This window comes from Shewanella sp. A22, assembly GCF_053850585.1.
This window is the reverse complement of record NZ_JBSQBN010000078.1, coordinates 1-21215: the sequence shown is the minus strand read 5'-3', so window position 1 is coordinate 21215 and position 21215 is coordinate 1. Positions and strand designations below refer to the sequence as shown.

The window sequence follows — 21215 nt, the reverse complement described above, 5'->3', positions numbered from 1 at the left end:
TCTCAGGTATTCCACTTCTGTGTTACATCGATTTAAAAGGCAACAACCATTTCTACATCAATGTGCCTTGAATTGAAAAACCTGAGAGACTCTGAACTGACCAGATATTTAATGAGATTGGTATAACTAATTAATACGTCAATAAAAACCAGCTATAAGTCAGTTGAACTTATAGCTTATGTGGTTTATCGTTGTGAAGTATGCTCGTCGTTAGGACTTACTTTGACTGAGGCTGATTTTTAGCTAAATGTGGTCCAAATTGGCGCATGGTCTGATGGTTTTTCAATCGCACGTAGATCATAGTCAACGTCAGAGTCGATTAAACGTGGCACTAATGAATTGGTCACCAAAATAACATCTATACGCAGTCCGCGATTATCATCAAACCCTTTGCTTCGATAATCAAACCAGGAATAACGTTCGGTGCGAGTAGGGTGCAATTGACGAAAACTGTCGATAAAGCCCCAGTTTTGTAAACGCGCTAACCATTCACGTTCTTCCGGTTGGAAGCTGCATTTTCCGGTTTTTAACCATCGCTTGGCATTTACATCTCCAATGCCGATATCGAGATCGATTGGGGAAATGTTAATGTCGCCAATCACTGCGATGTCTTCACTCGGATTATGATGTTTCTCTAAATGCAGCATTAAGTCTTGGTAGAACTTACGTTTGGCCGGGTATTTCGTTTCGTGATGTATGCTTTCCCCTTGTGGAAAATAACCATTGAATACGGTTAATATACGATCATTGTCTTGCTTAAACTGACCAATGATCAGGCGACGTTGGGCGTCTTCTTCATCAGTTTCAAAACCTTTAATAATGCTCATGGGTTCAGCTTTTGACAGCATCGCTACACCATAATGTGCTTTGCCGCCATGGTAATGAACGTTGTAGCCCATCGCTTCAACGTCAGCTACTGGAAAAGCGTCGTCGTGTACTTTGGTTTCTTGTAAGCCAATAATATCAGGTGAATGAGTGTCGATGAGCGCCTGCAGTTGATGCAAACGAGCACGTATACCATTGATGTTAAAAGAAACAATCTTCATTATGGAAGTACTCGTTTAAATGGCTTAACGATTACGCTTGCATACACGCCAGCACCGATATAAGGATCGACATCAGCCCATGCTTGTGCTTCTTCTAAAGAAGGAAAATCGGCAACAACTAACGACCCTGTAAAGCCTGCTTCACCTGGGTTTTCATTATCAATTGCAGGATGTGGCCCGGCTGTTAATAGGCGTCCTTCATCGGCTAAACTTTGTAAACGTGCTAAATGTTCAGCACGAACTGACAAACGCTTTTCTAAACTGTTTTCAACGTCTTGAGATGAAATCATATACCACATGTAGTTGCTTCCTTTAGTTGATTTTCGATAAATAATTATTGACCATCGGTTGTTTGTGAGTTGTCATCTTGCATATTTCTATACAGATAAACAACTGTAATCACGGTATTGGCTAACGTGAGGGCTGTTAACCCAAACACTTTAAAATTAACCCATGTTTCTAATGGTAAATTAAATGCAATATAAATATTTGCTAAGCCACATAATACAAAAAAACAGACCCAATACCATGTGAGTTGTGTCCATATTCTATCGTCTACTTTCATTTCTTTGCCTAACATGCTCTTAAGCGCAGGTTTTCCCATTATTTGTGAGGCAATCAATCCTATGGCAAATAAAGCATAAACGATGCTAACTTTCCATTTGATAAAGGTGTCATCATGGAAAAAAAGCGTGAGTGAACCAAATACGGTCACCATTGCAAATGTGGCTAGGTGCATTTTTTCAATATGTTTATAAAGCCAATAGGTGACGACCAGTTGAATCGCCGTTGCAGCAATCAATACACCAGTTGCTGCATAGATGTCATAAAATTTATAGACAACAAAGAAAATAACGAGTGGTAAAAAATCTAACAGTTGTTTCATATAAGTACCATGTTAGGAAATAATAATTGGCTAATGTTGGTTTTATGTCGCCACAATAACGAGAGCGATTGTAACATGATGTCATTGCCATTCGCATTAATACCCATTCCAATAATTGTCGGGTAATTAAGTGGGGCTGCACAGTATTGGCATAAGTTAACCTAAACTTAGGATAAGAGATGAAGGTATGATGATAAAGATCATAAGCTTATAATTGATCACTGACAAACTGGCCATTTGTGTGACTAACAAGGCGAGCTTCTACATGTTAATAATTGCGTCAATAGTGGGTCCATGGAAAATTTTTTGTGTAAATAAATAAAGCAGTTAGTAAGATAAAGGGTTGTTTGAGAGTCGTTTGTTATTATGAGTTGACGTCAGTTATATTGTATAGACTTTACTGGTGCTGTTTCGATGGTTAGCCACAATTGCGGTTCATTTAGCAATGCGGCACTTTTTTCTGATAATAAAGGATTATGTAAAACAAATTCGGTGCGTTTGTTGAGTTCAGATTTCTTGATCATGCTTTCGGTTATGGGATGGCTGTAGAATAATGTATCAAAGCTACCGTCATTGATAGCTTGCCTTAATCCATACTCAACTCGTGCGGCTAATAGCGGGTTATCTTTACTGACAAAAAAATATATTGGTGCGGGATAACTAATGAGTATGCTTTTCTCTAGCACTAACTCGTCGTAGCGGGCTAGGTCGCGCCAAGGTTCATGGATAGAACGTGGATAATAGTCAAATCTGCCTTTTAGTAACATCGCCACTAAATTACTATCTTTTGCAGGAATAACATTAAAGCCATTGCTGTGTAAAATAACCGTGTCTGGCCAGTCTGAACCTTGACCAATAATGATTTTTTTTATGCCCTGTAGATTTTTCAGTTGACTAAATTTTGATTGGTCGCCTTTGCGTATAATGCCTATCCGATACCCCATAAGCCCTTTTAGTAACGGAATATAGATAGCTTGGAGCTCCATCTCACGCTCGATACTTGCCATGCTCCATGCGATATCGAGAATATTATTTTCGCCTACCATCTTGAGTGCGCGACTTTGAGGCATGTTGATCATGGCTGCCCGCATTTGATAACTGCCATAGCGGTCAGTGCTTTTCTCTAAAGCCAAGGTTAACAGCGATATAAAATAGGCTTGTTTGGGGTCAATGCCGTGAATTAAGGCATTGTAATGGACTATGGTTGGATCTAACGAATTTGCCGACATATTTTCAGCATTAAGTGAGAGTAGTATGGCAAGTGTCAAAATATTGATTAATTTACTTTTCATACCGTGCCGGATGATTTGTTAATTATCAATTAAGTATAGTTGCCAAATAAAAAAGAGCCAGATTAATGGCTCTTTCTTATTATCAATTATTAATCGTCAAATATGTTTAGGTTGCCGCTTTCATTACCGCAGTAAATTCAGCGAGTTTAGCCAATAATGTCACTTCATCATGTTGATGAGCTTCAATAATTTTTACCACCGCAGAACCTGAGATTGCACCTGCAGCGCCTGAGCTGATTGCGTCGCGAACTTGTTGTGGTTCGGCGATACCAAAACCCAGTAACGGAGGTGGTGCATTGAACTTAGCTAATTGGGCGAGAATATTCTCAATCGGCTGACCCGCCTTAGATTCTGTGCCTGTTACACCTGCACGCGATAGTAAATAGGTGTAACCTTCGCCACGCTCACTCACTAACTTTAAGGTGCCGGCGTCAGCATTGGGCGGCGCGATAAAGATAGGGGCAATACCATGTGCTTTGGCGGCTTGACTAAATGGAGCTGACTCTTCAACGGGCACATCTGCAATTAAAACCGAATCGACCCCCGCAGCTTGTGCTTTTGCATAAAAAGCATCAATACCATTGGCAAAAACAAGATTCGCGTACAATAGAAGCCCGATAGGTAAATGTGGGTGCTGAGAACGAACTTTAGCGATAAGTTCAAAGCAGTCGTCAGGTTTAGTACCTGCAGCTAAAGAACGTAAATTTGCGCCTTGAATGACAGGGCCGTCGGCTAATGGGTCTGAAAAAGGAAACCCTAATTCAAGTGCATCGGCGCCATTATCAACCAAAGTTTGAATAATTTTTAATGATAACTCAAGGCAAGGATCGCCAATGGTAACAAAGGGAACAAAGGCGCCTTTTTGTTGTGCTTTTAATGCAGCAAATGTTGCTTGATAACGGTTATTCATTGCCGCTCTCCTGTTGTTCTTTTTTGGCTGCTAAAATATCTGATACAGTGAAAATATCTTTGTCACCACGGCCTGATAAGTTAACAACTAGAATAGTTTCTTTAGTGGCATCTTTTGCTAAACGTACAGCATAAGCTAGTGCATGGGCCGATTCTAATGCCGGAATAATTCCTTCACAGCGCGCGAGCGTTTGAAACATGTCCAGTGCTTCATCATCGGTAGCAGACTCATAACGTGCGCGGCCAATAGCGTTTAAATAGGCATGTTGCGGGCCTACCGAAGGGAAATCAAGCCCAGCAGAAATTGAATATGACTCTTCAATTTGTCCTGCACTATCTTGCATTAAAGGGGATTTCATGCCGAAGAAAATACCGGTTTTACCGTGTTTAAGCGGCGCGCCGTGCATAGGTGTATCGATGCCTTTTCCTGCGGGTTCTACGCCAATTAATGCGACTGATGGTTCATCAATAAAGTCGGCAAACATGCCTATTGCATTTGAACCTCCACCAACACAGGCGATAACGGCATCTGGTAAGCGTCCTTCTTTTTCGAGTATTTGCTTTTTGGTTTCTGCACCAATCATACGTTGAAATTCACGTACGATAGTCGGGAATGGGTGAGGCCCTGCGGCCGTGCCCAGTAAATAATGGGCTTTATCATAGCTTGCAGACCAGTCGCGCATGGCTTCATTACAGGCATCTTTTAATGTTGACGAACCTGATGTGACGGGAATAACTTCGGCCCCCATTAGCTTCATGCGGAACACGTTTGGCGATTGACGTTCAATGTCTTTGGCACCCATGTATATTTTGCATTTTAAATCTAAAAGTGCGCAGGCAAGGGCAGTTGCAACACCATGTTGACCAGCACCGGTTTCTGCAATAATTTCTTTTTTGCCCATGCGTTTAGCTAATAGCGCCTGACCTAATACTTGGTTTGTTTTGTGCGCGCCACCGTGGAGTAAGTCTTCACGCTTTAGGTAAATTTTTACCATAGGGTTTGGGCTTAGGTTACGGGTTAGCGTGAGCGCGGTTGGGCGGCCTGCATAGTTTTTAAGTAAATCGTTAAATTCAGCTTGGAAGCTTTCGTCTTGTTGTGCATCAACAAAAGCGGCTTCAAGTTGTTTTAATGCTGGCACGAGAATTTGCGGTACATACATACCACCGTATTCGCCGAAATAAGGGTTAAGCTTGAGCTCGGTCATAAATGTTCCCTTCGAGTAATCGTGTTTTAGCTAAAAATGGTGTCGTAAAAAGCAACTTAGTTACGGCGTAATTGGGTCAATGCTGCAATCAGTTTTTGGTGATCTTTATGGCCAGGAGCTGATTCTACTCCTGAATTTAGGTCGACCCCATAAAATCCTTGCTGATTGGCCTGATAAACGTTGTCTGGGGTTAATCCTCCAGCCAATATTGCGTTAGCTTTATCGTCAATATCTGTTTGCCAATTAAAGGTGTGACCTGTACCGCCAAATTGGTGCGTTGATTTACTGTCGTAAAGATATCGATCTGCGCCTGGCGGTTTGTGGCTTATTTCGCCGCTGTTACTGTCAATCGCGATGGCTTTCCAAATTTGGGTTTTGAGCTGGAGCTTATCGAATAATGCTGTTAATTCGGTTATTTCAAGTTCAGTTTCATTGCCATGTAATTGCACCGCAAATAATTCAAGTGTTTTGGCTAAGTTGGCAATGTCAGCAACGGGATGATTAACAAATACCCCCACCATATTTAAACCAATATTGCGTTGGTGCATTTGCGCGACTAACTCAGTTGCCGCTTCAGGAGTAACCGCTCTTGGTGATTTAGGATGGAATATTAACCCTCCAAACACAGCTCCTGCCTTTGCTACTGCCTCAATATCGTCAATTTGAGTTAAACCACAGACTTTATTGTTACCGAAAACAAGTCGTCTGCAAGCTAAGTCAATGTCGTCTTGCGCCATAATAGAGCTACCAACAAGATAACCGTCTACCAATGGGTTTAAGCGGCGAACTTGTTGATGGTTGTAAATACCTGACTCGCTAATGACCACTCGGTCTGCTGGGATTTGCGGCGCTAACCGTTCTGTTGTGGCTAAATCGGTACTTAAGTCGCGTAAATTGCGATTATTAATACCAATAATTGGCGCAAGAAGATCAATTGCCCTAATCAATTCAGCTTCGTTACTGACTTCAGTTAAGGTATCTAATTGATACTTGGCCGCTTCGTTGGCGAGTAAACCATATTGCTCATCATCAAGTACTGATAGCATCAATAAAATAGCATCAGCGCCTTGGTGGGCCGCTAATTTAACTTGGTACGGGTCGACAAAAAAGTCCTTGCAGATAATCGGTTGAGTGACTCTGGCACGTACTTTAGGGATGTAGTCCATGTCACCTTGGAAGTATTGTTCATCGGTGAGCACCGATATGCCCGCAGCGTAGTGAGTATAAATATCAGCAATAGCTTCCACGTTAAAGTCTGGGCGGATAAGCCCTTTCGATGGGCTGGCTTTTTTACACTCAAAAATAAACTGCGCATTAGGCGCTTTTAGGGCTTCAAATAAACTGCGATCAGATATCTTTGGCTGTAAACTGGCTTCAGGAAAACGTCCTTTAAGCGCTGCGATATGAGCCACTTTTGTACCAACAATCCGTGTTAATACGTTATTTTCTGGGTTAGTCATTGTTTTCTCCAGCTTGGCTTGCTGCGGCTAAATCGGTTAGAAGTGTGTAGGCTTTACCAGTGGCCAAAGTGGTTAATGCCAATTGGGTTCCATCGTAAACTGAATGACAAATACCGCTGACATACAGCGCACAACCGGCATTAATAGCGACAGCATCTCTGTGTGCCGCTTGACCTTGACCTTGTAAAATCGCTTTAGTTATTAATGCATTATCTGTTGGGTTACCGCCTGTTAATGCGCTAATGTCGGCTCGTGCGACTCCTAGGTCTTCTGGGGTGAGTTGATACGTACTTATTACACCTTCTTTTAGTTCTGCTACATGGGTATTGTCATGCAAGGCCACTTCATCTAAACCGCTACCATATACCACCATGGCTCTTTTAACGCCGAGCGCACGTAACACTTGGGCAATAGGTTCAATGAGTTCAAGTTTGTAGACCCCAAGCAGCATAAATTCAGGACTTGCTGGGTTTATTAATGGCCCTAACACATTAAAGATGGTGCGTGTTTTTAAGGCTTGTCTAACGGGCACAGCATGTTTTACGCCGCCGTGATAATGAGGAGCAAATAAGAAACATAACCCGAGTTGGTCTAAGCACTGGCTTGCGTCATCTGGCGTCATGGTGAGTGCGATACCACAATGAGATAATAAGTCCGATGAACCTGATTTACTTGAGACACTGCGATTGCCGTGTTTAGCGACTTTTGCCCCAGCAGCTGCGACAACAAACGCTGCCGTAGTCGAAATGTTGATGGTGTTATAACCATCCCCCCCCGTGCCAACAATATCGACAATGCCACTTTTACGTGATGCTTGTGAGCGAGGAAAGGCTCTAGCGGCTTGTCGTAACGCATCTGCTGCGCCAGTGATTTCGTCAATGGTTTCGCCACGCATTTTTAGCGCGACCAACATGCCAGCCATAGTGGTTGGGTCCATATCACCTTGAATGATAGTGCGAAACAGCAGTGCAGTTTGTTCCCTGCTTAGGCTTTGACCTTGATAAATGTGGTCAAATAGACCTTGTAGGTTATCCATTATGCGCCTCCTGTGTTGGTGCTTTCTTGGGTCAAATAAGCCAATGTCTGAGTCAGTAATTGGCTGCCTAGCGTTGTTAAAATTGATTCTGGATGAAATTGAAACCCAATAGCGTGATGTGTTGGGTGCAATATTGCCATTGGCATATCATCTGTTGTTGCAATAATCTCAAGGCAATCAGGCACTCGAGTCGCCACTAGGCTATGGTAACGGGCAACAGGTAAAGGGGATGGTAAATGAGCAAATACGCCTTTGCCATTGTGAATGGTTGGGCTAGCTTTACCGTGCACAACAACCGGTGCACGCTCAACTTTGCCGCCATAGAATTCAACCATAGCTTGATGGCCTAAACAAATGCCAAGCATTGGCACTTTACCCGCCACTTTGCCTATAAGCTCCATCATGCAGCCTGCTTCATGGGGGGCACCAGGACCTGGAGAAAGCACTAATGCCGTATTGTTGGTTTCGTTGATAAGTTTTTCAGCTAAATATTCGGCACTGACATCATTACGATAAATCAATACTTCACAACCTAAGTTTCTAAATTGATCCACTAGGTTGTAGGTAAAAGAGTCGAAGTTATCGAGTAAGTATAATTTCATCTGGTTATTCGTTTGTGTGGTTGCCGTATTCATAGACCACCTCCCATTTTGATAGCAGAGATAACCGCTTGAGCTTTTTGACGTGTTTCGTCCGCTTCTGCTTGAGGATCTGAGTCAAACACCACTCCGGCTCCAGCTTGTATATGGGCAATACCATTTTTGACAAAGGCTGAACGGATAACAATACAGGTATCCATGTCGCCAAGACCATTAAGATAACCTACTGCGCCACCATAGCTGCCACGACGGGCTTGTTCTGCTTGGCGAACTAATTGCGATGCTCGTACCTTGGGGGCTCCGACTAAAGTTCCCATGTTCATGCAGGCTTGATAAGCATGCAATGCATCTAAATCTAGGCGTAATTGACCCGTGACACGACTCACTAAATGCATTACGTGGGAGTAGCGGTCTACCTTTAATAGCTCAGTTACTTTACGACTGCCGCTTTGGCTTATTCGAGCGATGTCGTTGCGGGCTAAATCGACCAACATGATATGCTCAGATAATTCTTTTTTGTCCAAACGTAGTTCCAGTTCGATACGGCTGTCTAAATCAAAATCGATTTCACCTTGGGCATTTTTTCCCCGCTGGCGAGTGCCGGCAATAGGGTACACTTCTACTTGGTTACTGGCGGCATCATATTTGAGAGCACTTTCTGGTGAGGCGCCGAATAAGGTGAAATCTGGGCCTCTGAAATAGAACATGTATGGGCTGGGGTTGGTTAATCTGAGGGCACGATAGGCGCCTAACGTATTTGGGCAGGGAAGGCTAAAACAACGGGATGGCACAACTTGAAAAATATCGCCTGCAACAATGTGCTCTTTTAAATCGACTACGGTTTTCTTAAACTGTTCGTCGCTGATATTGACATGAGCTTCAGCTTCAACGGGTGTTAGTGCCACAATATCGGCCAGCTCGGTACATTGTTGAGTGACTGTTTTTACTTGTGTTTGCAGTTTTTCACTGATAGCGGCATTTTGGTTAAATTGATGGCTAACGATGTCTGCTTGTTGGGTTTGGTGGTCGATTAAAATCAACGTTTCGGCAAGGTAAAACAGATAATCTGGACAGTCGTTATTCACATTGGGCGCAGCAGGAAGTGGCTCGACAGTATCAATTAAGTCGTATGCCAGTACGCCACCTAAGAATAAATCTTCAAATTTGAGCGGATTATTGGTTTGAATGTGTTGAACAAACATTCTTAAACCATCCAGAGGTGAAGTGGATTTTAAACGAGCATCTTCATCTTGTAACTCAGTTGCTTTTTGCAAGGTCACGATTAATTGATTGCTCTCACGTTGCACCGTGGCATCACTAAAGAAGTCTGTAATTGGATCCAATAATGCGTTGCCGTTATCGGTTAAAGCATTAAATGTCAGTTGATAACCATCACAGCGGATCATCATTGCTGCGTGAGTCAGAACTAAGCTTTTAAGATGATCTTTGCTTTCGACTTCTGCCGACTCAAGTAGCATGGTATGCGGGGCATTTAGTGTCACATGCTGATACAGTTGAAGTGGATCAGTATGGTAGGTGATGACCTGCTTTTGGGTCGTTACCTGAGCGAGTTGCTTTGGTGCCGTTACTGTAGTCACTATAGTGCCGCTCCTTGTGTAATTGTGTTTATCATCTGCTGGCCTTTAATGTTGTGTAACCCGAGTGACTAAATTGTATGGGCCAAATAACAAGAAAGCCCACATCTCTGCGGGCTTTCTGGTAAAATCTTGTCTCTTATAATGAGCACAACGCTTCACACCACCCGTTAATTTGGGAAGTGCCACCACCAAGTAATGTGTAATGAAGCTAAAGAGTGTGTCATCGTTTATCGCTATGTTATGTTCTGTATTTTGTCTCTATAGGAAAACCCAGCTGGACGATAAAGTCAATTGAATATTTCTCAAAAGAGGCTAAAAAATGACAATGGCGATAATTGTCGTTTATTTATTAAGCATTATTGTCCACTTATGCATAAAAAAAGAGTCAATTGCCATTATTTATTCATAAATCCAAGCAGTATTTATATCGGTATTATTGTACAATAAACAGATGATTACAGAGACTCTTTTGGCCGATCTTCACAGCCACACGACTGCATCAGACGGTCAATTAACACCAACAGAATTAATTTTCCGCGCCATTGAGAAAGGCGTGGAGATGTTTGCTATTACTGACCATGATACGGTCAGTGGGTTAGCTGAAGCACATCTTGCTAATCAACGCCATGCCACGCCGTTATTATTAATTAATGGTTGTGAAATTTCGACTCGTTGGAACAGCTTTGACATTCATATCGTCGGGTTAAATTTGGATATCACTCACACTGGATTGTTAGATTTTTTAATTAATCAACGTCAATTGCGTGAAGTTAGAGCCCAAGAAATTGGCGAGCGTTTAGCTAAAGCGGGTATTGATGGTGCCTATGATGGCGCCAAAGCCATTGCCGGCGAGGCTGCGTTAAGCCGCGGCCATTATGCTAGATGGTTAGCTGACAATGGTCACGCATCTGACATGCCTAGCGTATTTAAACGTTTTTTAGCACGGGGTAAAACGGGCTATGTACCCAATAATTGGGGTGATATGGCCAATGCTATTGAACATATTCATCAAGCGGGTGGCGTTGCGGTATTAGCTCATCCAAGCGGTTACAAATTATCGGCCAAATGGCTTAAGCGCTTAGTGCGTGAGTTTGCTGAGGCCGGCGGCGATGCGATGGAAGTTATATTAGGTCAGCAAACCTTAGATGATCGAAATAACCTTATTGCATTAAGTAAACAAAATAACCTACTTGCTTCTGTGGGAAGCGACTTTCATTTTCCCAGTAATTGGATCGAGTTAGGTAAAAACTTATTTCAACCACAAGGTGTTGAATGGGTTTGGCAATCACAACATTGGACGGAAAGAGCATGAGTCAATTTTTTTATATTCATGATGAAAACCCACAAGCTAGGTTAATTAATCAAGCGGTGGAGATTCTTAAAAAAGGTGGGGTGATAGTATACCCTACAGACTCGGGTTATGCCTTGGGCTGCATGATTGGTGAGAAAAATGCGATGACGCGCATGGCACGTATTCGTCAGATTGAAAATGACACGAACTTTTCGTTAATGTGTCGTGATCTCTCTGAACTGGCTAATTTTGCTCGGGTTGACAATCAAGCGTATCGTTTATTGAAAAGCTGCATGCCTGGGCCATATACGTTTATTTTTAAAGCCACCAAAGAAGTGCCACGCCGTTTACAGTGTGACAAAAAACGCACCATAGGTATTCGTGTGCCTAATAATGTCATTGCGCTAGCCTTACTTGAAGCATTGGGGGAACCAATGATGACCACCAGTTTGGTGATGCCAAATGAACAATTTGCGGAATCTGATCCTGAGCATATTCGCGATATATTAGATCATCAAGTTGACGGTATTATTCATGGCGGTTATTTGCCTGAAAATCAAACGACAGTGATTGATATGTCTGAAGATGAGATGGTGATACTGCGACATGGTGCTGGTGATACCAGTGCATTTGAGTAAACAAGGAATCATCCTATTGATGAATCGACAAGGTTAAGTATGCAAGGCTGTCAACAAAGCCTGCCATTGGCAGTGGTTCGTGGCCAAGTGCTGGATAGCATGCCTGTAGACTTGTTTATTCCGCCAGAGGCTTTAGAAGTATTTCTTGAAACCTTTGAAGGCCCGCTTGATTTATTATTATACCTCATTCGCAAACAGAAATTGGATGTGGTTGATTTGCCCATTCAGCAAATCACCCAACAATATTTAATCTACATCGACATCCTAACCGAAGCACGGATAGAATTGGCTGCCGACTATTTAGTGATGGCAGCAACATTAGCTGAGATTAAATCGCGCTTGCTGTTACCTAAAATGGCCAATGATGACGATGAAGAAGAAGATCCGCGAGTCGTGCTTATTCGGCAATTAAAAGCCTATGAAGTGATCAAGCAAGCTGCAGCCGATATGGATAGCTTACCGAGGATGGAGCGGGATGTATTTCAAGCCTCGGTGGTCGCTGCGCCGGGCATAAACCCCGTTGTTGTTCCACCCGACGTGTCATTAATGGATATTGCAAGCGCATTTGGTGAAGTACTAAAACGCATCGATGCTAATGAAGAGCATCATGTAAAGCGTGAACATTTATCTACGCGTGAACGTATGAGCCAAATTTTGGCTAAGTTATCCAGTACGGAATACATTGAGTTTGAGTGTTTATTTGATGTGAGTGAAGGCCGATCCGGTGTGGTGGTGAGCTTTTTAGCGTTAATGGAATTAGTGAAAGAACTATTAGTTGATTTAGTGCAAAATGAACCGTTTTCACCTATCTATGTAAAAGCTTTTTAATTCACTTATAGTCGAAGAGATAAATGAACCAAATTAATGCCATTCAGCTTAAGCAACTCATAGAAGCCAGCCTATTTGTTTTAGGTAAGCCTATGTCGGTAAAAGCCATTAAAGAAACGGTATTAATCGACTTTAATGTGTCACGTGTGCGGATTCAAGAAGCACTTGACGAGCTGCAACAAGATTATCAAGAACGCGGTGTTCAACTGGTTAAAGTTGCCAGTGGTTATCGATTTCAAACTCAAGAATTGCTGAGTCCATTTCTACAGTCGTTATGGCAAGAGAAGGCCCCTAAGTATTCCCGAGCAACATTAGAAACATTAGCGGTTATTGCTTATCGTCAACCGGTGACTCGTGGTGATATCGAGCAAGTTCGTGGTGTAGCCATTAGCAGTCATATTATTAAAACGTTAGTTGATCGGCATTGGATTAAAGCCGTTGGTCATAAAGAAGTGCCTGGACGCCCAACCTTATATGCTACAACGAATCATTTTTTAGATTACTTCAACTTAAAAAAACTTGCTGATTTACCTGCATTAACGGATGTCACGTCGTTACATGCTTTGTTTGAAAAAGCGCAAGTTGCTATTGATGAAGTGCCTCAGTCAACAGATGACTTAATTAACGAGAGGGAAACGCCTGACGTTTGACGGAGTGTTAAAAAAGTTTTTCGGTTTCAGAATCGCTAGGGTCTTATACCAATCCTATTAAATATGTGGTCTTTCAGCGGGAGTTCAAAGTGCTGTAGGCAAGGCAGATGATTGAAGCGAATAGTGATCCTCGGTAACAAGCTCCTGCGTTACTCTACCTCCAACATCTGACCGCCATGGAGGGTGGGAATGTCTTATTTTTTATGGAAAAAAATAGACCATGCAGTCGTATTTTGAAAGCATCTAACGAAGCATAAAGGACTTTGCAACCCGCCAGAATGGCGTCTCTCAGGTATTCCACTTCTGTGTTACATCGATTTAAAAGGCAACAACCATTTCTACATCAATGTGCCTTGAATTGAAAAACCTGAGAGACTCTGAACTGACCAGATATTTAATGAGATTGGTATTATGTACCGATCCACTATTGATTGTGATTGTTTTTTGTACGTTGATTTAAATCCAGACTTTATGACTGTCTTTGCTTGTCGATGGTTGGTTATTCTGATCCGTTGGTATATTCGCTAACATATAATCAAGTAAACGTTGTCCTGTTAAGCTTAAGAAGCGTCTTGATGGGTAAACTAAAAAACAAACCCCTAAATAGGGGGGTAACTCATTAAATAAACGCACTAACTTTCCTTGTTTCACATCTTCATCGCACAATCGTTGTGGTAAGTACCCTATCCCCCTTCCAAGCAATGTAGCTTCATAAGCTAATTGAATGCTATTAGTGCATATGTTGCCTGTTACGGCTTGCATGGCATCATTAGCTAATGGCACTTGGCTAAACGTTTTACCATTTGGGAAACGAAATAGTATTGAGTTATGTTGCTCTATTTCATTTAATTCTACCGGGGTGCCTGCTTTATCTAAGTAGTCTGGACTGGCATAAAAATACATTTCTTCACTGATAATAGGCTTGGCAACCATGTCTAATTCGCTGAAGGTTTCTTGCACTAAAAATGCGATATCAATATTGTGGCGAACCATGTCTAACGCTTCAGTACTGCTAATGATTTCAATCGACAGTTTTGGATTTTCGTCCATAAATTCGAAAATTTTGTTTACGATATTCATCATTTGAGGGAGTGGGAACATTAAAATACGCAAATGGCCGCTGACATGTGTTTTATTATCGGTTATATCGCTAAGCGTTTGTGCCAAGTCTGCCAGCATCAATATTGTTTTTTCGTAGAAATGACTGCCAGCTGACGTGAGTGACATTGAACGGCTTTGGCGATGGAACAGCTTAATGTTTAACGAATCTTCTAGAGATAACAGGCGGCGACTGACAGTTGATTTTGGCAAATTCAATAAGTTAGAGGCTTCGAGTATGCTGCCTGTCTCAACAATACGATGAAATAATTCAATGTCTTCTGTTTTCATATGATTTGCTCTGATAATGAAAAATAAATCAAACTCAAATAATGGGAATGATATTCCCAAATAAACCCATTTGTTGCAACTGTATTTTAGCGTATTGTTCTGCCTAATTGTGAATTAACTATTGTCTCTTAAAAGGGCTGTTTTATTGTAATCCACGTTTGTTTAAATCTCTGTTACCAAGGTTCATTAACGATGACATACCATTCAACATTGCCGTTGGCATTGCTTATTTCTACTGTTTTAGTGGGATGTGCACCAGTCGAAATCACAGTACCAGAAGTGCTTGTGCGCCCAGTAAAATTATTTGAAGTTGTAGAATCTGCAGCAAATACCGTTCGTCAGTTTCCTGCGAGAGTAGAAGCAAACAGTCGTGCAGAATTATCATTTCGGGTTTCAGGTCAGCTTGTCAGGCTTGATCTTGTTGAAGGGCAACATGTTAAACAAGGTTTTTTACTGGCTCAATTAGATGATCGCGATGCGAATAATAATTTAATGACTCGTGAGGCTGAGTATGATTTGTTATTAGCTGACTTTACCCGTAATCAAACGTTATTAACGCGCAAACTGATTTCTCAAGCTGAATTTGACAGTAGTAAGGCTCAATTAAAATCGGCAAAAGCAGCATTAGCGGCCGCCAATGACCAGGTGAGCTACACTCGTCTAGAAGCGCCTTTTAGTGGGACCATTGCTAAGCGTTTAGTGGATAACCATCAAATTATTCAAGCTAATCAAGGTGTCATGACGCTACAAAATAATCAATTACTTGATGTCAGTATACAAGTCCCTGAAGACATGGTGGCAGTATTAACTCAAGATATTGCAATTGGTTTAGGTGCAAAAGTACGTTTTAGTGCGTTAGAAGGCATGGCATTTGATGCCAAATTCAAAGAATATTCAACTCAAGTCACTCCAGGTACACAGGCTTATGAAGTGGTTTTTTCATTACCACAACCAGCCAATGTGCAATTATTACCCGGCATGAGTGCAGAGCTGACGTTAGCAACGCTCAATGCTCCTCAGCAAGCGTTTACCGCCGTGGTGCCAATTTCTGCTGTTGACAAGCAAGATCAAAGTGGTGATGTAACCGTTTGGCGTTATCAGCCAGATAGTGGTGACATTCATTCTGTCAAAGTGACACTTGGTCGGGTGAGTTCTGATGGTGTGGAAGTACTCACCGGATTAGTAAAAGGCGATGTTATTGTTGCGGCAGGCCTATCGCAATTATCCGAAGGCATGAAAGTGAAGCCATTACGCTGGCAACGAGGAGTGTAGTTGATGAATGTTGCTGAGTATTCCATTAATCATAAAGTGATTAGCTGGATGTTTGCTTTTTTACTGCTCATTGGTGGCAGTGTGGCGTTTACAGGTTTAGGACAATTAGAGTTTCCTGAATTTACCATTAAGCAGGCGTTGGTGATCACCGCTTATCCTGGTGCATCACCTGAGCAGGTTGAAGAAGAGGTGACTTTACCGCTTGAAGATGCTTTGCAACAGCTTGATGGCATTAAACATATTACGTCAATCAATAGTGCTGGATTATCACAAATCCAAGTTGAAATTAAAGATAAGTATGACAAGCATAGTTTGCCTCAAGTGTGGGATGAGGTTCGTAGGAAAGTTAATGATACTAAAGGGAGTTTACCACCGGGAACTGATACACCACAGGTGATTGACGACTTTGGTGACGTTTACGGCATTTTGCTTAATTTATCGGGAAATGATTATAGTAATCGAGAACTCGCTAATTATTCAGATTATTTGCGCCGAGAATTGGTATTAGTTCCCGGAGTTAAAAAGGTTTCGGTGATTGGCAAAGTGACCGAGCAAGTGGTTATTGAAATATCACAGCAAAAACTGTCAGCATTAGGTTTAGATCAAAGTTACATTTATGGATTGGTGAACAATCAAAATGTGGTTTCAAATGCAGGCAGTATTGTCATTGGCGATAATCGTATCCGTTTACACCCCACTGGTGAATTTAGCTCTGTTGAGGAGTTGTCTCGTTTAGTGGTCAGCTCACCGGGCAGCACAGAGCTTATTTATCTGGGAGACATTGCAAATATTGAGAAAGACTACGAAGACAAACCAAGTGTGATATATCACAATCGTGGTGAGTCGGCGTTGTCGCTAGGTATTGCTTTTTCAAGTGGTGTCAATGTGGTTGATATTGGCCAGCGTGTGAGTGAACGATTGCTCGAGCTTGAATCACAACGGCCGTTAGGGATGAGTCTTGATACGGTTTATAACCAAAGTTTAGCTGTGGATAGTACGGTACAAGGTTTCTTAATTAACTTGTTGGAATCCATTGCGATTGTCATTGCCGTTCTGTTGTTATTTATGGGCCTAAGATCTGGATTATTGATGGGCCTCATTTTGTTACTGACGATTTTAGGTACTTTTATTGTGATGAAGGTATTCGAAATTGAGTTGCAATTGATTTCATTGGGTGCCCTTATTATTGCGTTAGGCATGCTGGTTGATAATGCCATTGTCGTGACCGAAGGTATTTTAATTGGTTTACAGCGCGGTAAAACTCGTCTTGAGGCGGCTAAGCAAGTTGTGTCGCAAACCCAGTGGCCTTTATTGGGCGCAACGGTCATTGCCATTATTGCTTTTGCACCTATTGGTTTATCCCAAAATGCTGCAGGCGAGTTTTGTCGTTCATTATTTCAAGTGTTGATGATTTCTTTATTTATCAGTTGGATAACTGCAATTACCTTGACGCCATTTTTTTGTAACTTACTGTTTAAGGATGCTTTGCCGCAAACCGAACAAACAGATCCTTATAAAGGATGGTTGTTTACGACGTACCGGAGTTTTTTATATTTTGTACTGCGGTTTCGTTTGGTGACATTGTCTGTTGTGTTGATGATGTTAGTCTCTGCGGTTATTGGTTTTGGTCATATTAAGAACGTGTTTTTTCCGGCATCAAATACACCAATCTTTTTTGTTGATGTGTGGATGCCAGAAGGAACAGACATTAAAGCCACTGAACGGTTTATTAGCGGAATTGAGAACAAATTACTGCAAGAAAGCGATAAAAATGACACGGGTTTAGTGCATTTAACATCGGTAATAGGACAAGGTTCGCAGCGTTTTGTTTTACCTTATCAACCAGAAAAAGGCTACGCCGCTTTTGCGCAGATGATTGTCGAAATGCGTGACTTAGCGGCTGTTAACGCTTACATGCCACAATTGGAGATATTATTAAATAGTCATTTTCCACAAGCACAATATCGTTTAAAAAACTTGGCGAATGGACCGTCTCCAGCGGCTAAAATTGAAGCTCGTTTTTACGGAGAAGACCCACAGGTACTACGTGGCTTAGCGGCTCAAGCAGAAGTTATCTTTAAGAATGAGCCTATGATGGATGGTATTCGTCATGATTGGCGTAATCAAGTGCCCGTTATTCGTCCCCAGCTTCAAAATGCACAAGCACGGGAAACTGGGATCAGTAAGCAAGATTTAGATAACGCTTTACTGATTAATTTTAGCGGTAAAACCATTGGCTTATATCGTGAAACTAGCCACCTATTGCCCATTGTTGCCCGAGCACCTGCACAAGAGCGTCTTCAGGCGGATAGTTTGTGGAAAATGCAAATATGGAGCACAGAAAACAATATGTTTGTTCCTGTCACACAAGTGGTTAGCGAGTTTAGTACCGAATGGGAAAATCCGTTGATAATGCGCCGTGACCGAATTCGTATGTTGGCTGTATTGGCCGATCCCAAACTAGGTTCTAATGAAACCGCCGATTCAGTACATAGAAAAGTCAGAAGCAAAATTGAGGACATAACATTGCCTGCGGGTTATCGCTTAGAGTGGGGCGGGGAATTTGAGTCAGCGGGTGAGGCACAAACGGCAGTGTTTAGTTCTATTCCGATGGGCTATTTAGCGATGTTTTTAATTACTGTTTTTTTGTTTAATTCGGTACGGCAACCGCTGGTTATTTGGTTCACTGTCCCGTTGGCTGTCATCGGTGTCTCGGCAGGTTTGTTGATATTCGATGCTCCGTTTAGTTTTATGGCACTGCTTGGATTATTGAGTTTATCTGGAATGGTCATTAAAAATGGCATTGTTTTAGTGGACCAAATTAACCTTGAACTTAAAGAAGGTAAAGAGCCAGGGTTTGCACTGGTTGATTCATGTGTCAGTCGTGTACGTCCTGTAATGATGGCTGCGATTACGACCATGTTAGGAATGATTCCATTAATTAATGATGCATTTTTCGGTTCTATGGCGATTACCATTATTTTTGGTCTAGGCTTTGCTTCTTTATTAACATTAGTGGTATTGCCGCTCATGTATAGTTTGGTGTTTAAGATAAACGTCACTCGTTAAAACCGACATTATCATATAGCGTTGCTATCAAGGCTGCTGACACTATTAGGTTGGCAGCCTTTTTTATGTGATTCAATGAGCTATTTTTATCATGAGGCTGGTATTTTTTGCTCGCTAGCGTCATTCAGCGTATAATCGACGCACTTTTCTAAATTGTATGCGCACCTTGCGGATACAATCCTAAAAAGATAATGGAATGAGATGATTTAGCATCTTGTTTTTCATATTAAATCCTTTAAAGAGTCCGCTAATGAGTGAAAAATTGCAGAAAGTCTTGGCCCGTGCAGGCCATGGCTCCCGTCGTGAGATGGAGGCATGGATTGCTGCAGGCCGAGTTAGTGTTGACGGTGAAATAGCAGGTTTAGGCGACCGTGTTGAGGCTGATGCCAAAATACGTATCGATGGCCGTGCTGTTTCATTAAAATCAGCCGATGACATTGTTTGTCGTGTACTGGCATACCATAAACCTGAAGGTGAAATTTGCTCGCGCAAAGATCCAGAAGGTCGTACTACCGTTTTTGAACGCTTACCTAAAGTGCGTGATGCCCGTTGGGTTGCCGTTGGCCGTTTAGATATTAATACTTCAGGGTTACTGTTATTTACCTGTGACGGTGAATTAGCTAATCGTTTAATGCACCCTTCAAATGAAGTTGAGCGTGAATACGCGGTACGTACATTTGGTGAAGTGCCAGAAGCTGCTGTGCAGCGTTTACGAACTGGAGTCACCTTAGAAGATGGCCCTGCTCATTTTGATACCATTAAAGCCGCTGGTGGTGAAGGTATAAACCAGTGGTGGCATGTGACTCTTCGTGAGGGACGTAACCGTGAAGTCCGTCGTTTATGGGAATCACAGGAAATACAAGTCAGTCGATTAATCCGCGTGCGTTATGGTCAAGTTGAATTGCCAAAAACATTGCCGCGTGGTGGCTGGATTGAGCTGCCAATTGACCAAGTTAACTACTTACGCCAACTTGCAGGGTTAGAACCTGAAACGCGCTCAATTTTGGGAACTGATAAACACAGTGTTGCTCGTTCTAAAGTAAAAAGTGCGAAAATTCGCCGTGCAGTACGTAAACATAAAGTGGGTTCAAATCACGGCAAGCCAACACGTCAACGTGACTAATACGTGATGTAAGCTATATTGATGAAGGTCGCTTAGGCGGCCTTTTTTATGGCCAAAATTATTTATTGTTAACCCTCTTGTTAAATCGCTATTCTCAGATATGATCCGCCAAAAATAGTGTGTTTATGCATTATCGATATTGATGTGAGCATATACTCATGGAGATTATGATAGCGCATTGGCATTGCATTATTCGCAGTTAATTATTAACACTTAGGACTCTATGAAAAAATTATTAGCGGGTTTATTAGTTGCTTTACTCGTGGCTTGTGCATCCGCGCCAAGCTGGCAAGGTATGTCTGAGCGTGAGATCAGCCAATGGAAAGCAATAGGCTTTGATTCAACTCAAGCGCAAAACTGGCGAGTAAGAGGCTTTGGTCCACAAGAGTCTGATGGTTGGATAAAAGCCAATTTCAATTTAGACACAGCAACCATTTGGGCTAAAGAATCATTTAACGTTGAAGAAGCACAAGTATGGAGTGAAGCGGGTTTTGAAATTGATGAAGCCGTGATGAACCGCAGTAAAGGATTAACGCCAGTGAGGGCTAATTAGGCTTATTGGGTTGTTGTTAACTTACTCAGTTTGCTGCAATTTGCTGCGAATTGACGATTTTTGAAGCGTTTAGTTCAATCAAGATAATATTTTAGTTGCTTGGCGTTAAAAAATCAGTAAAGTATGCACCAAGTTAAGCGGGACGCAAAAATATTCACGTTTAATTTACTGAAAATCAAAATTTAGTGCCTTGATATAACATATCAAAACACACCAAGTTTTGCCCGAGTGGTGGAATCGGTAGACACAAGGGATTTAAAATCCCTCGCTGAATAAGCGTGCCAGTTCAAGTCTGGCCTCGGGTACCATTATAATCTCTAGCAATAGAGAGTGGTGTAAAAAAGCCTCAACATTAGTTGGGGCTTTTTTAC

General features: G+C 42.0%; 19 protein-coding genes and 1 tRNA gene. 9 read left to right on the top strand and 11 right to left on the bottom strand.

Features of this window, described 5'->3' with window-relative positions; all coding sequences use genetic code 11:
- Positions 1 to 239: 239 nt before the first annotated feature.
- The 10 genes from xthA to ACWXWT_RS13875 form a co-directional block, all read right to left on the bottom strand.
- The gene (xthA, locus tag ACWXWT_RS13920; RefSeq protein ID WP_456042176.1) at positions 240 to 1046 is read right to left on the bottom strand and encodes an exodeoxyribonuclease III; all 807 of its coding nucleotides are present in this window, start codon (positions 1044 to 1046) and stop codon (positions 240 to 242) included.
- Positions 1046 to 1345: a YciI family protein gene (locus ACWXWT_RS13915; RefSeq protein WP_456042175.1), complete on the bottom strand. Its 300-nt coding sequence runs from the start codon at positions 1343 to 1345 to the stop codon at positions 1046 to 1048. Before ACWXWT_RS13915 ends, xthA begins: the two co-directional genes overlap by 1 nt.
- 35 nt (positions 1346 to 1380) lie before the next feature.
- The gene (locus tag ACWXWT_RS13910; RefSeq protein ID WP_456042174.1) at positions 1381 to 1932 is read right to left on the bottom strand and encodes a septation protein A; all 552 of its coding nucleotides are present in this window, start codon (positions 1930 to 1932) and stop codon (positions 1381 to 1383) included.
- A 377-nt stretch (positions 1933 to 2309) separates the two neighbouring features.
- On the bottom strand, positions 2310 to 3224 hold the full coding sequence (locus tag ACWXWT_RS13905) for a substrate-binding periplasmic protein (RefSeq protein WP_456042173.1): 915 nt from the start codon (positions 3222 to 3224) through the stop codon (positions 2310 to 2312).
- A 106-nt stretch (positions 3225 to 3330) separates the two neighbouring features.
- Positions 3331 to 4134, bottom strand: a complete 804-nt coding sequence (trpA, locus tag ACWXWT_RS13900) for a tryptophan synthase subunit alpha (RefSeq protein WP_456042172.1) — start codon at positions 4132 to 4134, stop codon at positions 3331 to 3333.
- Positions 4127 to 5338, bottom strand: coding sequence for a tryptophan synthase subunit beta (gene trpB, locus ACWXWT_RS13895; protein WP_456042171.1), 1212 nt, complete (start codon positions 5336 to 5338; stop codon positions 4127 to 4129). Before trpB ends, trpA begins: the two co-directional genes overlap by 8 nt.
- Before the next feature lie 56 nt (positions 5339 to 5394).
- Positions 5395 to 6798, bottom strand: a complete 1404-nt coding sequence (gene trpCF / locus ACWXWT_RS13890) for a bifunctional indole-3-glycerol-phosphate synthase TrpC/phosphoribosylanthranilate isomerase TrpF (protein ID WP_456042170.1) — start codon at positions 6796 to 6798, stop codon at positions 5395 to 5397.
- Positions 6791 to 7834: an anthranilate phosphoribosyltransferase gene (trpD, locus tag ACWXWT_RS13885; protein WP_456042169.1), complete on the bottom strand. Its 1044-nt coding sequence runs from the start codon at positions 7832 to 7834 to the stop codon at positions 6791 to 6793. Before trpD ends, trpCF begins: the two co-directional genes overlap by 8 nt.
- Positions 7834 to 8436, bottom strand: coding sequence for an aminodeoxychorismate/anthranilate synthase component II (locus tag ACWXWT_RS13880; RefSeq protein WP_456042177.1), 603 nt, complete (start codon positions 8434 to 8436; stop codon positions 7834 to 7836). Before ACWXWT_RS13880 ends, trpD begins: the two co-directional genes overlap by 1 nt.
- 29 nt (positions 8437 to 8465) lie before the next feature.
- Complete coding sequence (locus ACWXWT_RS13875) at positions 8466 to 10031, bottom strand: anthranilate synthase component 1 (protein ID WP_456042168.1); 1566 nt, start codon at positions 10029 to 10031, stop codon at positions 8466 to 8468.
- A gap of 451 nt (positions 10032 to 10482) precedes the next feature.
- Between ACWXWT_RS13875 and rnm the strand changes: the two genes are divergently transcribed.
- Genes rnm through scpB form a run of 4 tightly spaced genes read left to right on the top strand, consistent with a single transcriptional unit; the run spans position 10483 to position 13438 of the window.
- On the top strand, positions 10483 to 11343 hold the full coding sequence (gene rnm, locus ACWXWT_RS13870; protein WP_456042167.1) for an RNase RNM: 861 nt from the start codon (positions 10483 to 10485) through the stop codon (positions 11341 to 11343).
- Positions 11340 to 11960, top strand: a complete 621-nt coding sequence (locus tag ACWXWT_RS13865; RefSeq protein WP_456042166.1) for an L-threonylcarbamoyladenylate synthase — start codon at positions 11340 to 11342, stop codon at positions 11958 to 11960. The genes rnm and ACWXWT_RS13865 overlap by 4 nt, the downstream gene beginning before the upstream one ends.
- Before the next feature lie 39 nt (positions 11961 to 11999).
- Positions 12000 to 12788 (top strand): segregation and condensation protein A, encoded by a 789-nt coding sequence (locus ACWXWT_RS13860; RefSeq protein WP_456042165.1) that lies wholly within the window; start codon positions 12000 to 12002, stop codon positions 12786 to 12788.
- Positions 12789 to 12811: 23 nt separating this feature from the next.
- Positions 12812 to 13438 (top strand): SMC-Scp complex subunit ScpB, encoded by a 627-nt coding sequence (scpB, locus tag ACWXWT_RS13855; protein WP_456042164.1) that lies wholly within the window; start codon positions 12812 to 12814, stop codon positions 13436 to 13438.
- 456 nt (positions 13439 to 13894) lie between these two features.
- Here the strand turns inward: scpB and ACWXWT_RS13850 are convergent, their stop codons facing one another.
- Positions 13895 to 14827 (bottom strand): LysR family transcriptional regulator, encoded by a 933-nt coding sequence (locus ACWXWT_RS13850; RefSeq protein ID WP_456042163.1) that lies wholly within the window; start codon positions 14825 to 14827, stop codon positions 13895 to 13897.
- A gap of 192 nt (positions 14828 to 15019) precedes the next feature.
- On the opposite strand from ACWXWT_RS13850, the gene ACWXWT_RS13845 reads away from it, so the two are divergent.
- From ACWXWT_RS13845 to ACWXWT_RS13825, 5 genes are all read left to right on the top strand, one after another.
- Positions 15020 to 16099, top strand: coding sequence for an efflux RND transporter periplasmic adaptor subunit (locus ACWXWT_RS13845; protein WP_456042162.1), 1080 nt, complete (start codon positions 15020 to 15022; stop codon positions 16097 to 16099).
- Positions 16100 to 16102: 3 nt separating this feature from the next.
- Positions 16103 to 19168, top strand: coding sequence for an efflux RND transporter permease subunit (locus ACWXWT_RS13840; RefSeq protein WP_456042161.1), 3066 nt, complete (start codon positions 16103 to 16105; stop codon positions 19166 to 19168).
- 250 nt (positions 19169 to 19418) lie between these two features.
- Positions 19419 to 20291 carry a 23S rRNA pseudouridine(2605) synthase RluB gene (gene rluB, locus ACWXWT_RS13835; protein WP_456042160.1) on the top strand — a complete coding sequence of 291 codons (873 nt, stop codon included), beginning with the start codon at positions 19419 to 19421 and terminating at the stop codon, positions 20289 to 20291.
- A gap of 223 nt (positions 20292 to 20514) precedes the next feature.
- Complete coding sequence (locus ACWXWT_RS13830) at positions 20515 to 20844, top strand: hypothetical protein (protein ID WP_456042159.1); 330 nt, start codon at positions 20515 to 20517, stop codon at positions 20842 to 20844.
- A 222-nt stretch (positions 20845 to 21066) separates the two neighbouring features.
- Positions 21067 to 21152: transfer RNA gene (locus tag ACWXWT_RS13825), tRNA-Leu, on the top strand.
- Positions 21153 to 21215: the final 63 nt, after the last annotated feature.

Excerpts from the sequence above, each read along its gene's own strand:
- xthA (WP_456042176.1), bottom strand. The coding sequence starts at position 1,046 with ATGAAGATTGTTTCTTTTAACATCAATGGTATACGTGCTCGTTTGCAT.
- ACWXWT_RS13915 (WP_456042175.1), bottom strand. The coding sequence starts at position 1,345 with ATGTGGTATATGATTTCATCTCAAGACGTTGAAAACAGTTTAGAAAAG.
- ACWXWT_RS13910 (WP_456042174.1), bottom strand. The coding sequence starts at position 1,932 with ATGAAACAACTGTTAGATTTTTTACCACTCGTTATTTTCTTTGTTGTC.
- ACWXWT_RS13905 (WP_456042173.1), bottom strand. The coding sequence starts at position 3,224 with ATGAAAAGTAAATTAATCAATATTTTGACACTTGCCATACTACTCTCA.
- trpA (WP_456042172.1), bottom strand. The coding sequence starts at position 4,134 with ATGAATAACCGTTATCAAGCAACATTTGCTGCATTAAAAGCACAACAA.
- trpB (WP_456042171.1), bottom strand. The coding sequence starts at position 5,338 with ATGACCGAGCTCAAGCTTAACCCTTATTTCGGCGAATACGGTGGTATG.
- trpCF (WP_456042170.1), bottom strand. The coding sequence starts at position 6,798 with ATGACTAACCCAGAAAATAACGTATTAACACGGATTGTTGGTACAAAA.
- trpD (WP_456042169.1), bottom strand. The coding sequence starts at position 7,834 with ATGGATAACCTACAAGGTCTATTTGACCACATTTATCAAGGTCAAAGC.
- ACWXWT_RS13880 (WP_456042177.1), bottom strand. The coding sequence starts at position 8,436 with ATGAAATTATACTTACTCGATAACTTCGACTCTTTTACCTACAACCTA.
- rnm (WP_456042167.1), top strand. The coding sequence starts at position 10,483 with ATGATTACAGAGACTCTTTTGGCCGATCTTCACAGCCACACGACTGCA.
- ACWXWT_RS13865 (WP_456042166.1), top strand. The coding sequence starts at position 11,340 with ATGAGTCAATTTTTTTATATTCATGATGAAAACCCACAAGCTAGGTTA.
- ACWXWT_RS13860 (WP_456042165.1), top strand. The coding sequence starts at position 12,000 with ATGCAAGGCTGTCAACAAAGCCTGCCATTGGCAGTGGTTCGTGGCCAA.
- scpB (WP_456042164.1), top strand. The coding sequence starts at position 12,812 with ATGAACCAAATTAATGCCATTCAGCTTAAGCAACTCATAGAAGCCAGC.
- ACWXWT_RS13850 (WP_456042163.1), bottom strand. The coding sequence starts at position 14,827 with ATGAAAACAGAAGACATTGAATTATTTCATCGTATTGTTGAGACAGGC.
- ACWXWT_RS13845 (WP_456042162.1), top strand. The coding sequence starts at position 15,020 with ATGACATACCATTCAACATTGCCGTTGGCATTGCTTATTTCTACTGTT.
- ACWXWT_RS13840 (WP_456042161.1), top strand. The coding sequence starts at position 16,103 with ATGAATGTTGCTGAGTATTCCATTAATCATAAAGTGATTAGCTGGATG.
- rluB (WP_456042160.1), top strand. The coding sequence starts at position 19,419 with ATGAGTGAAAAATTGCAGAAAGTCTTGGCCCGTGCAGGCCATGGCTCC.
- ACWXWT_RS13830 (WP_456042159.1), top strand. The coding sequence starts at position 20,515 with ATGAAAAAATTATTAGCGGGTTTATTAGTTGCTTTACTCGTGGCTTGT.